Origin of the sequence: Pararhodobacter zhoushanensis (assembly GCF_025949695.1) — a bacterium.
GTDB lineage: Bacteria > Pseudomonadota > Alphaproteobacteria > Rhodobacterales > Rhodobacteraceae > Pararhodobacter > Pararhodobacter zhoushanensis_A.
The window spans coordinates 2,561,701-2,577,907 of record NZ_JAPDFL010000001.1; the positions used below are offsets into that span (position 1 = coordinate 2,561,701).

At 62.9% G+C, this 16,207-nt stretch carries 14 protein-coding genes; 5 read left to right on the forward strand and 9 right to left on the reverse strand.

What is annotated here, in order from left to right:
- The 4 genes from OKW52_RS12865 to OKW52_RS12880 all read right to left on the reverse strand — a co-directional run bounded on the left by OKW52_RS12865 (position 1) and on the right by OKW52_RS12880 (position 4,933).
- Positions 1-732 (reverse strand): SDR family oxidoreductase, encoded by a 732-nt coding sequence (locus OKW52_RS12865; protein WP_264506070.1) that lies wholly within the window; start codon positions 730-732, stop codon positions 1-3.
- Positions 729-2,477: a GtrA family protein gene (locus OKW52_RS12870; RefSeq protein WP_264506071.1), complete on the reverse strand. Its 1,749-nt coding sequence runs from the start codon at positions 2,475-2,477 to the stop codon at positions 729-731. Before OKW52_RS12870 ends, OKW52_RS12865 begins: the two co-directional genes overlap by 4 nt.
- Positions 2,474-3,910, reverse strand: a complete 1,437-nt coding sequence (locus tag OKW52_RS12875; RefSeq protein ID WP_264506072.1) for a UbiA family prenyltransferase — start codon at positions 3,908-3,910, stop codon at positions 2,474-2,476. Before OKW52_RS12875 ends, OKW52_RS12870 begins: the two co-directional genes overlap by 4 nt.
- A gap of 253 nt (positions 3,911-4,163) precedes the next feature.
- Positions 4,164-4,933 (reverse strand): IS5 family transposase gene (locus OKW52_RS12880; protein WP_264507632.1). Its coding sequence is split into 2 segments (ribosomal slippage): positions 4,164-4,597 and positions 4,597-4,933, totalling 771 coding nucleotides; the frame shifts between segments, so codons are not numbered across the junction.
- A gap of 624 nt (positions 4,934-5,557) precedes the next feature.
- Between OKW52_RS12880 and OKW52_RS12885 the strand changes: the two genes are divergently transcribed.
- Positions 5,558-6,262 carry a hypothetical protein gene (locus OKW52_RS12885; RefSeq protein WP_264506073.1) on the forward strand — a complete coding sequence of 235 codons (705 nt, stop codon included), beginning with the start codon at positions 5,558-5,560 and terminating at the stop codon, positions 6,260-6,262.
- Positions 6,263-6,275: 13 nt separating this feature from the next.
- Here the strand turns inward: OKW52_RS12885 and OKW52_RS12890 are convergent, their stop codons facing one another.
- From OKW52_RS12890 to OKW52_RS12910, 5 genes are all read right to left on the reverse strand, one after another.
- The gene (locus OKW52_RS12890; protein ID WP_264506074.1) at positions 6,276-7,544 is read right to left on the reverse strand and encodes an NAD(P)/FAD-dependent oxidoreductase; all 1,269 of its coding nucleotides are present in this window, start codon (positions 7,542-7,544) and stop codon (positions 6,276-6,278) included.
- A gap of 4 nt (positions 7,545-7,548) precedes the next feature.
- Complete coding sequence (locus tag OKW52_RS12895) at positions 7,549-7,674, reverse strand: acyl carrier protein (RefSeq protein ID WP_264506075.1); 126 nt, start codon at positions 7,672-7,674, stop codon at positions 7,549-7,551.
- Positions 7,675-7,807: 133 nt separating this feature from the next.
- The gene (locus OKW52_RS12900; RefSeq protein WP_264506076.1) at positions 7,808-9,325 is read right to left on the reverse strand and encodes an amino acid adenylation domain-containing protein; all 1,518 of its coding nucleotides are present in this window, start codon (positions 9,323-9,325) and stop codon (positions 7,808-7,810) included.
- Complete coding sequence (locus OKW52_RS12905; RefSeq protein ID WP_264506077.1) at positions 9,322-10,449, reverse strand: acyl-CoA dehydrogenase family protein; 1,128 nt, start codon at positions 10,447-10,449, stop codon at positions 9,322-9,324. Before OKW52_RS12905 ends, OKW52_RS12900 begins: the two co-directional genes overlap by 4 nt.
- 2 nt (positions 10,450-10,451) lie before the next feature.
- Positions 10,452-12,410 carry a lysophospholipid acyltransferase family protein gene (locus OKW52_RS12910; protein WP_264506078.1) on the reverse strand — a complete coding sequence of 653 codons (1,959 nt, stop codon included), beginning with the start codon at positions 12,408-12,410 and terminating at the stop codon, positions 10,452-10,454.
- A 113-nt stretch (positions 12,411-12,523) separates the two neighbouring features.
- On the opposite strand from OKW52_RS12910, the gene OKW52_RS12915 reads away from it, so the two are divergent.
- From OKW52_RS12915 to OKW52_RS12930, 4 genes are all read left to right on the forward strand, one after another.
- Positions 12,524-13,513: a hypothetical protein gene (locus OKW52_RS12915; RefSeq protein ID WP_264506079.1), complete on the forward strand. Its 990-nt coding sequence runs from the start codon at positions 12,524-12,526 to the stop codon at positions 13,511-13,513.
- A 252-nt stretch (positions 13,514-13,765) separates the two neighbouring features.
- A complete protein-coding gene (locus OKW52_RS12920; RefSeq protein WP_264506080.1) occupies positions 13,766-14,011 on the forward strand; it encodes a hypothetical protein in 246 nt (81 codons plus the stop codon).
- The gene (locus OKW52_RS12925; RefSeq protein ID WP_264506081.1) at positions 14,004-14,513 is read left to right on the forward strand and encodes a hypothetical protein; all 510 of its coding nucleotides are present in this window, start codon (positions 14,004-14,006) and stop codon (positions 14,511-14,513) included. Before OKW52_RS12920 ends, OKW52_RS12925 begins: the two co-directional genes overlap by 8 nt.
- On the forward strand, positions 14,510-16,069 hold the full coding sequence (locus OKW52_RS12930; RefSeq protein ID WP_264506082.1) for a rhamnan synthesis F family protein: 1,560 nt from the start codon (positions 14,510-14,512) through the stop codon (positions 16,067-16,069). Before OKW52_RS12925 ends, OKW52_RS12930 begins: the two co-directional genes overlap by 4 nt.
- Positions 16,070-16,207 lie beyond the last annotated feature (138 nt).

Here is a 16,207-nt window from a genome sequence, read left to right on the forward strand (position 1 = left end):
TCAGAGGCTGGTCTTTTTGAAGACCGCCTCGGGCAGCAGGCGGATGATGGTCATCACCAGCCGCCAGATGCCGCGCACATAGATCACGGAGCGGCCCTTGGCCTGCGCGGTCCAGATCGCGCGGGCCACCTCGTCGGGCTGGGCGGTCAGGCGGGGGTTCAGGTCCATGCCCTCGGTCATCCGGGTCGCAACGAAGCCGGGCTTGACGGTGATCACCTGCACCCTGGTGCGCGACAGCCGGTTGCGCAACCCGCTGAGGAAGGCAGTGAACCCCGCCTTGGCCGAGCCATAGACGTAGTTCGACGCGCGCCCCCGGTCGCCCGCGACCGAGGATATGCCGACCAGCGTGCCGGAATTGCGGTCCGCAAAGCGTTCGGCCAGCAGCCCGAGGATCAGCGACGGCCCTTCATAGTTCGAGCGCATCACCAGCGCTGCGGCCTGCGGGTCACGCTCGCTCGCGGCTTGCTCGCCCATGAAGCCTACGGCACAGATCACCGTGTCGGGCAGGATGGGCAGGGCTTCGATGAACCCGGCAAAGCTGGCGGTGTCGAGCACGTCAAAGGCGTGGCAGGTCACCGGAACGCGGTGGCGCAGGTGCAGGTCGGTGGCGTCGGCCTCAAGTCCAGCGGGGTCGCGGGCGGCGAGTTGCACGGCGTAGCCCTGTTTGGCGTAAAACTGCGCGCAGGCGCGGGCGATGTCCGAGCGGGCACCGAGGATCAGGACGCTGCTCATAGTCCCAGCCTTTCGCTTTGGGCCGAGGCGAAGGCCTGCGTCAGCCCCTGTTGGCGGCGCATCTCGGCGAAAGCCTGCCAGCGCGGATCGGTGCGGCGCAGGGTGTCGGCGTTCATGCGGCTGTCCTTGGCAAGGTAGAAACGCCCGCCATGATCTGCGGTGATACGGTCGAGTTCGGGCATCAGGTCGAGGCTCCGGCGGGTCAGGGGGAAATCGAGGGCAAGCGTATAGCCCTCCATCGGAAAGGAAAGGCGGCTGTCTTGCGGCCCAAAGCGCTTGAGGACGGCAAGGAAAGAGCCCGCGCCGGTGCGGGTGATCGCGTTGAGGATCGCGCGCAGCCCTTCGGCGTGGCTTTCCAGCGGCACGACGCATTGGAACTGCATGAAGCCCTTGCGGCCATAGATGCGGTTCCAGTTGCGGATCGCGTCGAGCGGATAGAAGAACGAGTCGATGCCGGTGATGCTGACCGGCGGCGTGCGCTTGCCCTTGACGTAGTAAAGCTCGTTGAACGCGCGGATCGACCACGGGTTCAGGGCAAAACCGGGAAAGTCGAACGGCACGCTCAGATCGCGGTGCAGGGCGGTGTCCAAAGGGCGCGGGCGGGCAAGGGGCGGGAGGTCGTCGCGCGTTGCATGCTCGCCGTTCATCACGATCGAGCGGCCCATCTTCGCCCCGGTCGCCGCGCAATCGATCCACGCCATGCTGTAGGTGGCGTCGTAGGTTTGCTCGAAGGCGGCCAGCGCCTCATCCAGATTGCGGGTGGCGATGGTGGTCTGGCGGATCCAGCCGCTTTCGACCTTCTTGAGCCGGATCGCGGCGCGCAGGATGATGCCGGTCAGGCCCATGCCGCCCAGCGTCCAGCGAAACAGATCGGCGTTGTCGTTGCGCGAGCAGCGGGTGACGGTGCCATCGGCACCCATCAGGTCGAACCAGTCGACGAAGACGCCGAAAGACCCCTCGGAATGGTGGTTCTTGCCATGCACATCCGCGGCAATCGCGCCGCCCAGTGAGACGAATTTGGTTCCCGGCGTCACGCTGAGAAACCAGCCGCGCGGCAGGAAGGCGTCGATGATCTCGCCCAGCGTCACACCGGCTTCGGCGATCAGCGCGCCCGTCGACTCGTCAAAGGCGATCATGCGGTTGAGGTGCCTGGTCGAGACCGCATGCGCCCCGATTGCCGGATCGCCATACGCCCGGCCCGAGCCGCGCGCGATCACCGGCCCATCGCCGAGCAGGGCAGCCACATCCTGCGCGTCGCGCGGGGTGCTTAACCGGGTTTCCTGATGCGGGTAACGGCCCCAGCCTGACAGTTCCATCACACGCCCTCGGCCAGCGGGGGTGAAGACGAACCGCTTGTCCAGCTGATACTTGACCATGTAGCCGACGGCCAGCCCCAGAACCGCACCAATCTCGCGCGCCGTGTGGGTGCCGCCGATCTGCCAGAACAGCGTCTCGCTGCCCCAGAAGATCGCCGTCGTCACCAGCCCCATCACCGTATAGAGCGCGAATTTGCGGCTGTTGGCCTTCACCCCCGTCTCAGGGTCCAGAAAGATCCACCGCTTATCCAGCGCGTATTTCACCACCAGCCCCAGCGCCGTGCCGACCAGAACCGCCAGCGCGAACAACGCGGGCGTTTCGCCCAAGCGCAACACCAGCCGCTGCGCCCCCAGATTGGCCAGCGTGGCGACAACGGCAAAGCCGCTGTATCGGACGATCAGCGTCCAGCCGGTGGGGGTCTGGCTCACAGCACTTTCGCTCCGACAAAGAGGCAGGCGATGATGAACACCACCAGCTGGCTGACCGGATCGCGCATGGCATAGACCACCGGGTCATCGTCCATCTGCCCGCGCTGCGCCACCAGTACCATGCGCGCGATCCAGTACAGCATCACCAGACAGGCCGCCCACAGCATCAGCGGGTGGTGGTAAAGCGTCAGCGTCGCGGGCTCATTCAGATACAGCATCAGCACCAGCACGGCGACAAAGCCCGAGGCCGTGGCCATCTGTGTGATCACCGGCAAATCGCCCACGCGGTAGCCGCGCCCGGCGGCCTGATCAACGCCGCGTTGGGCCAGGTCGACCAGCTCGGCCTGTCGTTTGACGGCGGCGAGCGAGAAGAACAAAAACGCCGAGAACGCCAGCAGCCAGACCGACAGCTCGATCCCGGTTGCGGCACCGCCTGCAACGACGCGCATCGTGTAAAGGCTGGCCAGCGCGGCGATATCGAGGATCGGCTTGCGCTTGAACCACAGCGAATAGGCGATGGTCAGGCCGTAATACCCGGCCATCACCAGCATGAAGATCGGCGGCAACAGCGCCGCCACGGCGATCCCGATCACCAGCAGCAACGGCACCATCGCCATCCCGGCTTTCAGCGGCAGCGCGCCTGATGCCAGCGGTCGGTTGCGCTTGCGCGGATGCGCGCGGTCCGAGCCGATGTCGAGCAGGTCGTTGAGCAGATAAACCGACGACGCCATCAGACTGAACGCGATAACCGCCAGAATCGTCTGCCCCAGCGCCAGAAGATTGAAATCATGCGCGGCCACCATCGGGAAAAACACCAGCGCATTCTTGGCCCATTGGTGCGGCCGCATGGCGCGGAACGCTGCGGGCAACAGCGACTGTCTGGGGGCCAGATGACGGGTGCCGGGGCGCAGCGCCTCGACCTTGGTGCGCAGGCTGGCGTCCGCCCCGACCGTGACCGCGCCCGCGGCTTGCGACCAGACCGCCAGATCGGCGGTGCTGTCGCCCGCGTAGATGAAGGCCCCGCTGCCAAAACGCTCGCACAAGAAGGCGGCCTTGGCCGGGCCCTTGAGATTGGTTTCGCCGTTCGAACCATGCACCTCATCAAACAGCGTGAGGTGGTCGGCGATGGCATCCGCGATGGACTGATCCGCTGCCGTCACCAGCGCCGTGCGCCCGCCCGATGCGCGCCAGTCGCGGATTTCGTCCAGAACTTCAGGGGTATAGGGCAGGGTAGCGGGATCGGGCATGCCCAGTGCCGCCAGCCGCGCTTTCAGCGCCGCTTTGCCGTGCAGCAGGCCGGCCACCGCCCGCATCGGCGTGCGCCAATCGCGCGAGAACGCCGACCAGAAGGTCTCGTACAGCATATCCGAGCGGATCAGCGTTCCGTCCAGATCAACGACCAGAACGGGCCGGGTGTCTGTGACCTGATCCATATGTGCAACCGACCCTGTAACCATGCCTACGCGCCTTACTGTGGTGAAAATGGCATGTCAGGCGAATGCGGCGCAAGGGGGCTGCGGCGGGCCAAGTTCTGGGCGGCCCTGGACTCGGCGGATGCGTCGGTGAGGGGGCCTTTTGGGCGAGACGCCTGGTGATGTACGCTATCATAGACGGTGACCCCTTCCGATCTCGTCAAGAATGGTGGCGGGATCCTTTTGAGTTCCTAGGGTCCAGACTCATTGATCGTCAAAGCCAGAAGATGACAGTTGCGGCGAGGGCGACGGCGGAGAGGAAGGTCTTTGCGCATCGGTCGTAACGGGTTGCGATGCGGCGCCAGTCTTTCAATCGGCCGAACATGATCTCGATCCGGTTGCGGCGCCGGTAACGTCGTTTGTCGTAGCGGACTGTCTTGCCGCGCGACTTCCGACCGGGGATGCAGGGGCGTATCCCCTTGTCTTTCAACGCATCCCGGAACCAGTCGGCGTCATAGCCCCGGTCGGCGAGCATCCATTCGGCCGCGGGCAGACTGCCCAGCAGAGCTGCTGCGCCGGTGTAGTCGCTGACTTGGCCTGCGGTCATGAAGAATTTCAGCGGACGACCCTTGGCGTCCGTGACAGCGTGCAGCTTGGTGTTCAACCCACCCTTGGTCCGCCCGATCAAGCGCCCGCGCTGGTCGTCAGGCCCCCCTTTTTCGCCCGCAGGCTCGAAGCCGTGCGATGCGCCTTCAGGTAGGTCGCATCAATCATGATGGTCTTCTGCTCGGTGCCTTTCGAGGCCAGCCCCTCCATCATCCTGGCGAAGACCCCCATGTCACCCCACCGCTTCCATCGGTTATAGAGCGTCTTCGGGGGGCCATACTCCCGAGGCGCATCGCACCACCTCAAGCCATTGCGATTGATGAAGATTATGCCGCTCAAAACCCGCCGATCATCGACGCGCGGTTTGCCATGGCTCTTCGGAAAGAACGGTTTCAGCCGCTCCATCTGCTCGTCCGTCAGCCAAAATAAATTTCTCATCATCACCCCCGTCAGCTCAGGGCCTTGAATCACGCAGCGACGGCAGCCTCAAGCAGATCAATGGGTCCTGACCCTAGGCTGCCATCGTTGCAGCCGGTGCGGGAACCGGATTCTCCGCATCTGGGGGTATTAACACGATGAGTGTCGTCTGAATTCGGGGGGGCATGGCTTTAATCGTGCCAGATACACCCGAGATCCGTTGCGTGACGTTTGGGAAGGTGCGACGTTCAAGCGAGAGTATTCGATCACCATAGCTGCCGCCGTGAATGGAAAAGATGGTGGGGTGTCGTGCAGGCAATCTGTCGGTTGGGAGCATGTGCGCTTGCCAAGTGCCGGAGTCGCAGAAACATTCTTGCCGCCTGATCGGGTATCAATGCCCGCGAGGATGCCTGCTAGCAGAGGTGTCTCTCTTTTAGCGAGAATTTTGATCGATTTAAATAAAAGTTTTTGAAGTCGCATGAGGGAAAGTCGCGTTTAGGTTGGGAAAGGCAACGCGATTCCCGTTCCGCGCTCGCCAGATCCTTCCGAATTTTCAGCATTTGCCCGGAAAAGTCGCTGGCACTTGCCTCTTTGCCTTGCTACGTTGCCTAACGCTTGTTTTCACGTTCACTGAAGGACCCTCGTTTGCGCACAGTCATCCTACATTACCACCTCTTCAAGAATGCAGGCACGTCGGTCGACAGCATCTTTCAGGCGAATTTCGGTGAGCGTTGGGTGACGCGTGAGTTTCCGGCAATGGACGGCAATAACACAAGCCTGGTAAAGACATGGATAGAAGAGACGCCAGAGGCTGTCGTTTTCTCATCCCACACGGCCGCGGGTCCGCTGCCACAGATCCCTGGCGTGCAGATCATCCCGATCCTGTTTCTGCGCGACCCGATCGCGCGCATTGAATCGGCCTATGCGTTTGAGCGGGTGCAACAGGCCGAAACCTGGGGTGCCGAGCTTGCGCGCACGCATGATCTTGGCGGCTATGTCGATGCCCGTCTGGCGCGCCTTGGTGACCGGCAATGCCGCAATTTTCAGGCGGCCCGACTGGCGGCCTTTTTCCCCGGACCCGAAGGTGAAGTCGAACGCGCGACCAAGGCGCTGGCGCTGCTGAACCAGACCGGGGTGGTGGGGATCGTGGAAGACTTTGATACGTCCCTTGCGCGGATCAATGCGCGGTTGCAGGGCCTGTACCCTCAATTTCAGGGGGTTAGTGCGCATAAGAACGTCACTTCGAAAGAGAAGAACGCGATCAGCCCCGCGCTGCGTAGCCAACTGAATTCGGCCAATGCCGATGATTTCACGCTGCTTCGGGCCGCGAAAGAGATGATCGCCGCCTGATCCGGTTGGCGGGTCAGCCCGGCGTGGCCTCTGCACGTCGCCTTTTGGCGAGCAGATCGCGCATGATGACCCCGGCTTCATTCGTTTCGGCGCTTTGGCTGTAAAGCCGGCCTGACAACAGCTCGGCGATATCGGCCTGACGGTCGTAATGCGCGAGTTTAAGAAAGGCGAGCGGGAATTCCCAGAACGTATCAATCAGCGTTTTGACGCGCGCTTGCGCGCGCGAAACACTATCAGCGTAGGTGTGAATAGGGTTCATCCTGTCGACGCTCGGGGCGGTCAGATAACCGTCGATGGCGTCCGCGGCCAAAGATGCCTCCTGAACGGAATTGGAAACGCCAAATGAGAAGATGGGATCGGTGAATTGATGCGCGTCGCCAATGCACAGGTATCCGTCACCGGCGAAATCGTCGATGTGATACGAGTAATTCGACGTTGACCATGTTTCGGATACCGGCTGCGCGTCCCTCAGGCGCTCGGAAAGCTCGGGGTGCAGGGACGCGAGCTGCGCCGTCAAATATTCCTGCACCGACTGGCCCGATGCTTTGAACAGCGCGCCCGGCGTCACGACGCCGATGCTGGTGACCGTGCTGCTGATCGGGATGAACCAAGCCCACAGGTGCCGCGCGGCATAGAAGATATGGGTGGCCCCATCGTCGGGCGCGAGATCTCGGCGGGCCCCTTCAAACTGGCCGTAAAACGCGACCTGCTTTTCGTACCCGCCCCTGTGTCGCGCACCGCACACGCCCGAACGGCTGAGGAACGTCTGCAAGCCCGACGCATCGGCGACGAAATCCGCTGCCAGATCGCTGTCTTTGCCGGTTTCGTCCCGCAGGCGCAGGCCACTGATCCGGCCATCACGGCGCAGGACACCCCGGGCCTCGGCCCGGATCAGTTCTGCGCCCTCGGCAAGAGCGCCGTTCAGCAACAGGCTGTCGAACTCGGGGCGTCTGACCTGCCATGTTTGGCCGGGGATGATCACACCATCCTCACCCAGCCGCTGCACGGGAACGCGAAAGCGGTTGAGTTTGTTGGGGCCATGGACGGTGACTGCGCGTTTGACGGGAAACCCTGCGGCGTCCATCGCGTCGCCAAAGCCCATGTCGCGCAGCACGATCGCGCATTCGCCGGTCAGCGATTCACCGATGTGTTCGCGCGGAAACGCCGCTTTCTCGACCAGCACCACGCGGTAGCCCAAGCGGCGCAGCCGAACGGCAAGCGTTGTGCCGCCCGGACCGGCCCCTACGATGGCCACCGTTCTTGGGGGGATAGCACTGGTCATCGCATCATCCGGCCCGAAGGCGGTCGAGCATCTGGACAATGCTGCCGACGGTTGCAAAATTCTCGCCGATCACGTCTTCAAGCGGGATGGTGATCCCCAGATCGGACTCAACCGCCATCGTCAGATCCATGATCTTGAGCGAGATCCAGAACGCCGCTTACCAGCAGTTCTGATGTGTCGGTCAAGTCGGTTGTTGAAAGATCCGTTTCGGCCGCCAGCCAAGCGGCAAGATAGTCTCGGTTCGCAGCAGGCATAGATATTTCTTAATCCCGTTCAAGGTGGTCTGTGGCACGTTGGCGTAGCGCATTGCGGTCTATCTTGCCGGAAGAGGTGAACGGAAAGCTAGGCACAAAAAAAACGGTATCCGGCAGCGCGTGTCGCGGCAAATGCGTCGCCAGACTGGCTTTTATCGCATTTGGGTTGATGGTGTCATCACAGGCTATCGCGCAGAGCACAAGCTTGGGACGCTGTGGATCGGTTTCGATCAGCACGGCGCAGGCGGCTTGCAGCAGTCCGGTGGCGAGGGCTTGCGACTCGACCTCGGCCAGTTCCAGACGGTGGCCGCGGATCTTCACCTGATGGTCGCGTCGCCCCAGAAATGTCAGGCTGCCATCGGGGGTAAAGCGCCCGAAATCCCCGGTGCGATAGCTGTCACCTTTGCCTGCAACGCGTGCGTCTTGGGTCGCCCGAGGCCGGTTCCAGTAGCCCAGCATGACACTGGGTCCGTGAACACAGATCTCGCCCTCGGCGCCGACTGGAAGGGCGACGCCGTCAGGATCGCGGATGGTGATCCGGCTGTGCGCACAGGGCAGGCCGATCGGTGTTGTCGGCAGGCTTGGATCAACGGGTCCGGCGATGTGGCAACTGATGACATTGGTTTCTGTCGGGCCGTAGAGATTGGCGATCCTTGTGTCGGGCAGGGCTGATTTCAGGCTGGTCACCAGCGCGGTGGGCAAGACCTCGCCGGCCGAAAGCAGCCAGCGCAGATCCGCGCCGACGCCACCGCTGAAGGCCTTTAACGTGGTCATCATGGTCAGGACGGTGGGCACGGTATAGGCAATCGTGATCCGCCTTTCCTGCAGGGCTTTGGCGATGGCGCCGGGAAAGCGGGTTTCGACCTCACCGAGCAAATGCACCGACGCGCCGATCATCTGGCTTCCCAGCAGATCAAGTGTCGAGAGGTCAAAGTGAAACGGCGCGATGCTGAGAAACCGGTCGGCGCGGGTCAGGGCGAAATGCGCAACCGCCCAGTGCAGGAAGGTCGTCACGTTGCGATACGACAGCACGACGCCCTTGGGCGTGCCGGTCGATCCCGATGTCGGCAGGATAAGCGCCGCCGTGTCGACGGGCCGGTCAAAGCGCCCGAGGGGGCGGGGGCTGTGGGGCAGGGTGGCGGGATCGTCCGGCGTGACGGCGATCAGGCGCAAGGTCCGGGGCAGATCGGCGCGGCGCTCGTCGGTGGTGATCACAAGGCCGGGTGTTACCTCGCTTAGCAGGTCGGTGGTCCGTGCCGCCGGGGCGTGAAAGTCACACGGGACAGCGATGACACCGGCGGCCAGACAGGCCAGCAGCGCGGTGGCTGCGGTCGGGCCTTTGGGCAGCAGTACCGCGACCCGGTCGCCGTGCCTCAGCCCGGCGTCAAACAGCCAGCTGGCCAGCCCGGTAACCCTGTCATGCAAGGCGCTCTGGTCGATTTGTCCGCCTGTCCAGCTGAGCGCTGTGGTGTCGGGATCAGGGTGACGCAGCAGATACTGCCCGATGCAGGTCTCGTCCGGGCTCATTTGCGCGCCAGCCTCGCGCCGATGGCGTTGAGCTGCACAAAAGTCGAGCCCGAGGCGCTGAGCGTGCCCATGACATCGGCCAGACCCGAGGCGATCCCCAGCGTGTCCAGCCAACCGGCCCCGGCCATCACCTCTTGCAATGTGCGCGCAGCCGAGACGATGGCACGGCTGACCACCAGCTTGCTCGCCGCCGGGTGGAAGATCGGATCTTCCCCCTGATCAAGCGCCCAGGCGCTGCGGTAGAGCGTCCATCGCGCGCTTTCCAGCGACGCGCGAACCTCGGCGAGGCTGTGCAGAACTGCCTGATGCCCCAGAACGCTGCCCTTTGAATCACGTCGGGCTGCCAGATGGCCGGTGACCGCGACCAGATCGCGGTCGGCGGCGCCCAGAAACCCGGCCAGAATGCAGCTGCGCTCCCATTGCATCGCCGACAGGATGACGGGCAGGGCGCGCCCTTTTCCCGCCAGATACGCGGTCGCGGGAAGGCGCACGGCGTCGAAGGTGACACGCCCCATCGGCGCGTCACGCAGACCCAGAGACCCGGTCGCCGGCGCTACCGATACCCCGGGCGTGTCGCGTGGCACGCAGAGCGCGGCATTGTTGAGGGCCGAGCGCGCGCCGTCCTGCCGGGCGCTGACGATGAAGAGATCGGCCAGCGGCGCGTTCGAGACCAGCGTCTTGACGCCGTTCAGGATCAGCGCCTCGCCATCCTCGGTGATCGTGCAATCCAGATCGGCAAGGTCCGAGCCGCCCTCGGGCTCGGTCAGGGCCAGTGCCCCGACCGCGTTGCCCCGTGCAAGCCGGGGCAACCAGTGCTGCTGGTCCACCGCACTGGCGTGATTGGCCATGACCATCGCACAGCCGAACAGATGCGCACCCATCGCGAAAAGGGCCGAGCGTGACACACCCGCGCGCCCCAATGCCTCGACCGCCAGAACCGTGGTGAGCGCGTCGAACCCCGCGCCGCCTGCCGTTGTGGGCAGGCAGTATCCCAACCAACCGTTGGCCCCCGCCGCTTGCCAGAAGGCCTGTTCGGCCGGGCGCAGCGCGGCATCGAAGGCCAGCGCCTGTGCGCGCGCATGTGCCACGGCGTCGCTCTGTGCGGGTGTCTGGCCGAAATCCATGGTCAGACCATTCCGTGTGGCGCTGTGTGGCGCGGAGCGTTTGAGAACGGGATCAGGTTGCCCAGTTGGATCATCTCTGGTTCCCGGCGCCACCAGTCTTCAAGATAGGTGGTATAGCGCTGAACCATCGTTGAGACAGCCTCTTTGCGATCAAGCTCTTTGGGGATGTCGCCCAGTTCCTTGCCAAAGCGGATGATCAGTTTGCCGCTCTCATCCACGCTGCTGTAGGCCGTGATCAGGGTGTCTGCATGGGTATAGGCCAGATGGGCAAACCCGTCTGAAATCATGCATTCGCGGGTCAGAAAGCGACGCTTCGGGCCAGAGTTTGTCTGGGCATCCGGCAGGATATTGACGATCCCGGGTTTCTTGAGAAACCGCGCTGCCTGAATGGTCACACCGGCGGCAAGTCCATCCGCGAGAGCTGCAATCTCCAGGTCGGGGTGCTTCAGAAGCACGAGATTGGGAAAGCCGCGCGTGACAGCGACAGTCAAGACGCGGAGCGAGGCCCGCAGCAATGTCTGGACGATGGACCAGGCATGTCCCACGTGGGCATTGACCATGACGATCCGCGCGCCGCTGTCCAGGGCATCGCGCACAAGATCCAGCCCCTGCACGTCGACATGCTGCCCAAAGACCGGGTCGGGCAAATCGCCGATCCGCAAGGCGTACCATAGCTGAAACATCTCGCTTGTCAGGGTCTGGCAGAAAGCGGCGTGTTGCGGCGATACGTCTGCCTTCGGCGCGATCTCTGGGAGCAAGCGGTGAAAGAGCGGCATGTCAGCTTGCAACATGCCCTTTGTTGCCTGAACGGTGGGCGCAGCGTGGGTTTTTTCGCGGATCGTTGACAAAACCACGTCCATGGGCTGGGTCATGATGTCGCCGATTTCGTGTCGCGTTAAACCATGCTTCATGAACAATCCCTGATTTTGGTTGATGCTGGACAACCGCGAAATTTCTGCTTCGGAATTGGGTTTGAGCTGCTCCGCAAGGGGTTTACGCTTGGTCGCAGGATGGGGTTGTGTGTCAAAGAAGCCGGTAGCGGGATCGAGCGTCGAAAGTTTCGGGTGCGGCAGGCGGCCTTCCTGATGCCCGAGCAAAATGAAATGGGCGAACGTGTTCAAGACGGCCTCGCTGACGTCCGGGTTCGATGCACGGTAGAAGCGGGTTGAAAACCCCGGGTGAGGGTCCAGTCCAGCGGCTTCACCATCGGTGACAAAGTGATCAAGCAGGTCGTAGACATTGGCGTCATCGGACAATTGCGCGCGGTAATGTTCGGCGTCGAAATAGGGGCTGATCAGGGCTCCCAACTGGTTCGGATGCAGGCCGGTTGCAAGGACGTTCTCGGCGGGTCCGGGCGCACGGTTGGCGGTATGGCGGGTGCGCGGCAAAACTGTCTCGACCGCGAGGTTGCCGCCCGCAGTAACGAAATGGACGAGCGGGTTGACGCGCGTGTTTGCCAGATCCGGGTGGCGACGGAAATAGGCGGTGGCGGAGAAACGCGGACTGGGATCGCGCGCTTCGATCCAGCCGTGCTGACAATAATGCAGCAGTGGATCCATACCCGACGCGGCGACATCCGGGTTCGCCCGCAGGTAAAACTCTGCGTCAAACTGTTCGCGGATAAGGGCCATATCCTGTTGAAGTTTGCTGACACCGCCGCCTTTCTTTGGCTTTGGCTGCGGGTCAGGACGCAGTTTTCGTCCCTCGGCCTGTCCGTACCGGACATAGTGGACCAGGGGATTTATCTGTGCGGTGGCAACATCAGGATTGGCGCTGAAATACCCTTCAGTTGAAAATTCCGCTGAGGGGTCGCGGTTCTCCTGCCATCCTGTGTCGAGGTAATGTTCAATGGGGTCCAAACCGGCTGCGCGCACATCCGGATAAGTCGACAAATAAAACGCTTCGTCGAAAAAAGGGCTATCAGCCAGTATTTTCGCTGCCGATTCTTTCGTCGCTGCCACAGGTATTCCCCAAAGCTTGCAGGTATCGTGCGCGGAGCACCGGCATCAACGTTGACACCTGTTTTATATCACGGTTTATCAGCCACAGCCCTGATCGCAATGGAAAGTCTGCCATGTCTCGTCTGATCCTCCACGTGGGGACCCACAAGACCGGAACATCGTCGGTTCAGCGCGTTCTGTACGACAATCGGGCGCAACTGGCCGGGTTGGGGGTGGTGTATCCGGACCCGTATTACGGCGTCGAACATCACGCCATGGTCGGACGATTGACCGAGCTGGCCCCTGCCTATCTTCCCCCGAACGGGCGTCTGTCCCTGTGGGAGGCGATGGCGGACCAGTATGCCGGAACCGACGCTTCGGTCATCATCAGCAGCGAGTTGCTCTCTGTTGCTGCCAATGCCGAGGAAGATCTTGTTGCACAGATTGCACAGGTGGCACGGCGTTTTGACGACGTTGTGGTTGTGTGTTTTTACCGAAATCAGGTGTCCTTCGTGCAGGCTTCCTATCTGGAAGTGATAAAAAAGCGCGCAGGCCACCCCATCATTGATACAGTCGCCGTAGCGCTCCGTAACGCCGATTTTCGGGGAGCATTCTATCATAATCGCGCAACTCACGCCGCGTTGAAGCGTAGTTTCGGCACACAAGCGATGCGACCGCTGAGCTATGACGCTGTATCGGTCACGCCGACCGGAGTTCTGGACGCGATTCTGGCGTTGACCGGGCGCCCGGTTCGCGCCGCTCAGCTTGACAGGCTGGAGGGATTGAACTCGAACCGGTCGCCCGATCCCTTGGCAACCTATGTTGCCCGGCAGGTGTCGGATGTGCCAAATATCCCGCAGTCGGTCATCGATCTGGCGCAGAAAGCTCTGGATCAGCATTTCGGTGCAGGACGCGCCACGACCTTGCTGACACGGGCGGAAATTGTCGCACTGACCAAAAAATTTACCGCCAGCAATGAGTTGATGAATGCGGACCTTCGTCACGATGGCCACGAGCCGCTTGCGTTGCCGTTCCCCGATTGGTCCGATCGTATCCACCGTGAGGACCTGCGCGCCGGCTATTGGCTTGAGCTGGCGCGCGTGATGGCTCTGGCACTTGCGTGATGTCGGCTTGCGGTGCTTTTGGCGTGTTGCGGACACGCAGACGTTTTGCGCAGGTGCGTGTTTGATGTGGCGTTCATGACTGTAAATCAACGGATTACCGTGGCAACATCTGTCCAAGGCCCTCCGCCACGTGCCGAAACGGTGCGGGGCGAATGGTACACGGATAGTTGGACAACACCCTATCTCTGTCTTGTGTTCCCCGAGGTTCCCGCCAGCCACACGCGTTTGCATCTCAGAGCATACCGGCCGGCCGTGTCGCCGGATTTCGCGCTTCGGCAGGATATTGTCGTGCGCTCGGGCACCGAGTTCCTGACCGAGTTCACTTTTGAGCGTCTGTCGTCGCAGGTTCTGACCCTGAGCATCCCGCTACCGCCGCGCGCCTCATCCGGCCCGTTGCCGATTTCCCTGCGCGCCTCGCGCCCCTTGAGCCCGGGGTTCCCGGACACGAGGTCGCTTGGCGTCGTTCTGCTTGACCTCTATCCTGTGTGCCATGACTGATTTTCTACCCGATATTTCGCAAATTGAAGAACGGCTTGGTCTGGGCGAAAACGAAAGCCTGCAAACCATCGACCGTGTTGTCGTTGACGGTGCGTTCTTGCGCTTCCTCCTCAGTCGGATCGCAGAAGGGTTCGCGCTGGATGCGCGCGCCTATCGCAAAGAGCATGGCCTGAGCACGGGCGCGGACTGGGATGGCTTGGCGTCGGCATCCGAACATTTTGCCGCGACCGGATTTCTGGCGGGTCTTTCGGCGACACCGCGCAACTTTGACGAAGACTGGTATCTGAGCACCTATCCCGATGTCCGCGCTGCGATTCGGGAGGGCGGCTATGAGGACGGCTTGGCGCATTACCTTGCCGTCGGACGCAGGGAGTGGCGCTTGCCAAATCCGGCGGTGTCGGAGGCTGTACACGACTGGCGTCGCATCCTGCGCGCTGCCAAGGAAGACCCGGTCCGCGCGGCACCGGTCAATGACACCCCCGGGCCTGACGGGGCATCGTGACCCAACTGGCGAAACCGCACCGAGCGGCTGTTGAAGCGTGGCTTGCCAGCGGGCTGGTGGCAGCGCACCGCGCTGTCGGCGCGCCGATTTATTATGTCGACGAGTTCATCGACCTTTTCGTGCACGTGCCGCCAGACCGGCGGGCACTGTTGTTTCCGCTGATCGAGCCCGAGCATTACGCGCGGCTCTACGGCGTGACCGGAGCCCTGGAGCAGCTGGAGGATTTTCTGACGGCGGGTCCGTTGGCGCGCAAATGGCCGCATCCACTGGTCCGCCTCGATTTCGCGCTGGCGCTACGCCCTGACCTTGCGCGTGAAATGCGCACTGCCGCCGGGTTGTTCGCGCTGATCGGCGACGGTGTCGTGGCCCTCAGCCCGTGGCTGTCGGTCCATCCCCGGCGCGCCTTGGCCCAGTTGTGCGACCGGCAGCTAGATGCGTGCAGTGCGGCTTGGATCGACCCGCAATTCCTGCGCCGCCAATACGGCGATTGTGTCGGCAGCGACTGGGACGCGATCTTGCACTATGCCTCGCTCGGCGATGCGCGCGGGGATTGGCCCTCGGCCAGCTTCAACACCCATGTCTGGGCCGAAGACGCGGCGCTCACCGGACCGTTGCCCTTGCAGCCCTTCGCGCATTTTCTGTGGCAAGGTCGGATTGCCGGCTTCCCTCCGCTCGCGCCTTTTTTGGGCAGCGGTCTGGCCGCCAGCGCAATGCTGGTCGATGCTGACCGTCACAGCCTGCCGTCAGACCGGCGCTTTTTTCAGGTCACCGCGCAGTCCGGTGACGCAGCGAGTGGTGCACCGACCCGGCCCACGCTGGCCGTCGCCCTGCATATCTTTTACCTTGATGTCTCGGAAGCGATCCTGCTGCGTCTGGCGCGAACTGACTGGCCGATGGCGCTGTATGTCACCACCTCTGCCGCGCTGGAAGACACGGTACGCGCGCGTCTTGACGCAACCGGATTGCCTTATGCGCTGTCTGTCGTCGAAAACCGCGGGCGCGATGTCGCCCCGTTCCTGACGGTTCTGCCCCGGATCGTCGAGGATGGGCATCTGTTTGTGCTCAAGCTTCACACCAAGAAATCCTCCCACCGACTGGATGGCGATCATTGGGCCAACCATCTGTTCGACGCGCTCACCAGTCCCGACAGTCTTGAGGCGGCGATCACCGCGTTGGTGACCACGCCCGATATCGGCTTTGTCGGGCCTTCCGGCCATGTGCTGCCGGTCGGGGATTTCATCGGCCCCAATGACGCGCAGGTCGGCCGGTTGCTTCAGCGGCTCGGGTTGCGGCTGGACAGCTGCCGGTTGCAGGGGCATTTCGTGGCGGGCACGATGCTGCTGGCCCGCGTGTCGGCACTGGCGCCCCTGATGTCACTGGGTCTGCGGGTCGAGGATTTCGAACGCGAAGCAGGCCAGCTCGACGGCACGCTTGCGCATGCGGTCGAGCGCATTCTGGCTGTGTCGGGCTGGTGCGTGGGCCAAAAGCTGCTGGTACAGGGGGGAGGGGCCGAGAACCTGAAGAACCGGTCACGGTTCTATGGGGCCCCGGGATGAGGTGACCAGGGCGTTTGGCGTCACTCTGGTCAGTGTCCACGCCTGGCGGACAGCGCCACGCAGAGCATCCCGTTCGCCGCGCCGCGCAGGCCCGCCATCAAGTGACTGACGGCGGGCCCGCGCAAGGCGATCCGGCCG